This window comes from Luteibacter sp. P4_E6 (assembly GCF_056401535.1).
Window position 1 is genome coordinate 1 of record NZ_JBFUJE010000611.1, and the last position, 2,172, is coordinate 2,172.

Here is a 2,172-nt window from a genome sequence, read left to right on the forward strand (position 1 = left end):
AAGTGGCTGGCCGTTCGCGCTCCCGTAATTCAAGGCACCTAACTGTTGCTGCAACGCTTCCACCGGCGCACCACGGTCGTGCAGCCGGACAGACGTTCCGCCGTCGCCGTCGTGACGGCCCGCCTGTGCATGCGACGGTGCCGCTGGCAAGGGTAACGCCGAGTGGGGCACGGTCACTCCGTTTGCCGTCAGAGTTGCATCGGCCGCAGCAAGCGTCTCTAACGCCACTTTTTCGTGCCCGAACCGTGCCTTCAGAGAATCGTGCAGCTTGGGCGACCCTGCAAAGAGTGTGTCGACATGCGCCGTCTTATAGTCCTGCACGGCACCGACGATATCTTTATCGCTCAACGTGGCCAGATCGTAGTGCTCACCGAATTTCTCCTGCAGGCCCTTTTCGAAGATGCCCGGCGTCAGCCCGCGGCACTGTACCGAGGTGCTCCATAGCGCGTCCTGGACGGCCATGCCGCGGTGGGAGAGGTCGAGACCACGAGCTTGAAGCGCGGCGACTTGCTGGGAGTAGTGCGATTGCCCAATGAACTGGTGCTGGTCCTGGCCGAATCCGGGGTCGGTACGGGCCAACGTCTGCCACTGCGTATTGAAAGCCGACGTGGCAGGCGWGAGACCTTGGAGCTGAGCGCCATAAGGCGACTGGTCAAGGTATTCCCGTAACGTTCCGGAGACTGAGGAGAGTTGATAGGCGCCGTACGACACACCGCCCTTGTCATCCTTGCCGGTGGAGATGGTGCCGACATCGCCGCCGGATTCGTAACGGGCTGAGGTCTGGCCGAGGTGCCATTCGCTCGCAGTCTGCCGTGCGCGCTCGAGATCGTCCGTCATCGTTCAACTCCTTGTATGGGTCATGTCGTGGGCGCGAAGGCCTCAGGGGTGCTTGAGCTGCGCTTCCAGCTCGGCGGCTCGTTCGGCCGTACGGTTGAGTCGACACTCGTTGGCGCCCAACATRTCCGCTGTGCCCCCGTCAGCGGGAGGTGCGCAGGCCTTGTCCCGATCCGCAATCCAGGCGCGTTCCTGGTCGCGCAACGCAATACGTTGAGTTTCCGCCATCGATTGGCGGAGTGCCTTGTAGGCAGTATTCAACCGCTTGTCCTGGAAGTCGTATTCCGAACCGATGCAGTTGTTCACAGCGAGAGTCACGCCTTGCGATGCTTCCAGGCACTTGTCGTAACCTGGCCGCAAGGGGGGCGCCTTATCGGCGTCCGCCGGGAGAGCCCAAGCAGGGCTCACGGCGACTCCCAAGGCCAGGACAAAGGACAGACGCATCCGTACAGCACTCATCGGGATTCCTGGTTACGGCCTCGGGCCAAGCCCGGTGATTCGAGCGAAGCATACGCAAGACACTAAATGGATCGCAACCCTGTGGTGGCATCGACGAATGCATGATGCCTATCGATGAGATCGTTGCGAATACCATTTACCCATCGCAACACGAGCCCGAACGTGACTGCGGCAGACATGAGGAGCACGCGGAGCGAAGCCGCGGCCAAGTTCGGCAGGAGGAGAAAGCCACATAGCGCGCGTGCAGTAGTAGCACTGCATACACATTCGGCATGCGCCCGGCCTATCGGGAATCATGGTCGACCTTCAGGGCCCCGCGAGCGAGGATTCAGTCAAGCAGAGTATTGCGCGCAGCGCCTTTAGTTCTGCCGGCGTGGACCTAGAGCCACGCAGCAACTCCACCATGCCGGGAACATGTCCCCCGCCGGCTAGCGCTGAAGCTAAAGCTACCGTCTCGACATTGAGCTGACGCCCCCGGCGGCACCTGATTGTCGGTCGTATGCGCCGGTCGATGAATGGAGGCACCGTCATGGTTGGTGTAGTACCCGCCTTCGACGAGAGTTGCCGGGGCGCTTTGAGTCGACTGATCACGCTGTGCTGCGCTGGGCGCTTGTCGAGCGACGACAGGGGAAGCGAAAAGAAGGGCGGCGAGGATGATTGCGACGATTCTATTGGTGGCTTTGAGCGTCATCGCGCTGAACTCCCTGGTGGAAACGACGCGGCGTCGCCCTTCAATTCCTGTCGGCGGCATTCGATGTTTCTTTAAGGGGCTTGCCGGAAATGCATATCGAAGTCGAGATGTGGACCGGAAGCTCAGTAAGCAATTGCCGACATAAATAGCAGGGGGCGCCCATACAGGAGATCCGGCGTATCGTGTCC

General features: G+C 61.0%; 3 protein-coding genes. All 3 read right to left on the bottom strand.

Features of this window, described 5'->3' with window-relative positions:
* A partial coding sequence (locus AC1DT2_RS21445) for a VgrG-related protein (RefSeq protein ID WP_477298599.1) occupies window positions 1-837 on the bottom strand: 837 nt, incomplete at its 3' end.
* 42 nt (window positions 838-879) lie between these two features.
* Entirely contained in the window at window positions 880-1,293 is a 414-nt protein-coding gene (locus AC1DT2_RS21450; RefSeq protein ID WP_477298600.1) for a lysozyme inhibitor LprI family protein, read from the bottom strand.
* A gap of 379 nt (window positions 1,294-1,672) precedes the next feature.
* Complete coding sequence (locus AC1DT2_RS21455) at window positions 1,673-2,044, bottom strand: DUF3761 domain-containing protein (protein ID WP_477298602.1); 372 nt, start codon at window positions 2,042-2,044, stop codon at window positions 1,673-1,675.
* Between the last annotated feature and the right edge of the window lie 128 nt (window positions 2,045-2,172).